The 1,137-nt window shown below is 47.1% G+C and carries 2 protein-coding genes; one reads left to right on the top strand and one right to left on the bottom strand.

Features of this window, described 5'->3' with window-relative positions:
• The gene (locus ACFPOH_RS06510; RefSeq protein WP_340720971.1) at positions 1-324 is read right to left on the bottom strand and encodes a competence protein ComK; all 324 of its coding nucleotides are present in this window, start codon (positions 322-324) and stop codon (positions 1-3) included.
• Between the two features lie 398 nt (positions 325-722).
• Between ACFPOH_RS06510 and ACFPOH_RS06515 the strand changes: the two genes are divergently transcribed.
• Positions 723-1,130, top strand: a complete 408-nt coding sequence (locus ACFPOH_RS06515) for a DUF6290 family protein (RefSeq protein ID WP_049752141.1) — start codon at positions 723-725, stop codon at positions 1,128-1,130.
• Positions 1,131-1,137: the final 7 nt, after the last annotated feature.

Genomic DNA, 1,137 nt, shown 5'->3' on the forward strand with positions numbered 1-1,137 from the left:
CTACATAACCACCGTTTCACAAACTGCGCTGCCGTTTATCCATTGCCTGCGATGCGGTTCATGAATCTCCCCGTAGCACATCTCAATCCATTTTGCATTTTTGAGTTGGTCAATGCAGAACTTGCGGGAATGAAACACAGGAATCTGATGTCCGGAAAGAAGATGGATCGTGGTGCACTGGGGAGATCTTTGCCGGAACTGCTCAATCTCTCTTGACACAAACCACCCTACACGGCTTTGTCGGCCGACCGGCTCGCGAACGTTAAACGGAATGATGGTAAAGCCATACGACAATACGATGGGAACGAGCTGCTTTTTCCCCACCAACTCCCCATACCGATGCGGTTGATCGAAATGCTTGTGCCAAAGAAGGTCAGAAGCCGCTTCAAAAACAGACTCGATTGCACGTCAAGCAGCTTAGTTTCCCCGCTCCTGAAAAAAAGTTTGACCGAATCCCCTTTGTTTTCCACGTTGACAGGGATAAACGCCTGGCCGGCATAGGCGAACCGCTTTACCTCTTCCCAGTCCAANAAAACATTATCTTTCAGCTCGAAAACAGCGATTTTTGTTCTGAAAAACGCCGATTCGATTAATTTGTGCTTTGAAAGGCAAAATTGGCACTGGTATCTTAATTTTATGTCAGACGAAAAATGTTGAATTAGTGAAAGTCTGGAGGTATAATAAACACAAATAGTGTCGGACAAAAAATAGAGGTGATGGCGATGATGGAAGGAAGATGCTATGAGCGGCACGATTTTCAGGTTCTCGTCCTTCAGGAATTCGGCAAGCGGCGCCCTCGGTCCCCAGAGGAAACAAAGAGGCTGCAGGAAGAGTACCTCCGGCTTCTTGAAGAAATTCCCCGAATGTGGGAAGAATTCGTAGAGAAACATAAAAACATTTATGAGCGGTTCGGATACCTCGATGTTGTCGTCCATGATGATCTGCGCGTCGAACGCAAAAAGCTCCAACGTGGACGCCCAAAAGAAGAAAAGTCCAAGTCATATCGCATTACCGTGCGCTTGGACGACGAGCTTTACGAACTTCTCCAGAAATACTGTCAGACAAAAAACATGTCGGAGTCGGAGGCGGTGCGGCAACTCATATCGGAATTGAAGTGGAAGCGTTTCTAACGCTCTT

This window comes from Ureibacillus suwonensis (assembly GCF_042655065.1).
Classification (GTDB): Bacteria; Bacillota; Bacilli; order Bacillales_A; family Planococcaceae; genus Ureibacillus; species Ureibacillus suwonensis.

What these genes read in the sequence shown, in the direction of transcription:
- ACFPOH_RS06515 (WP_049752141.1), top strand. Translation starts at nt 723, where the DNA reads ATGATGGAAGGAAGATGCTATGAGCGGCACGATTTTCAGGTTCTCGTC.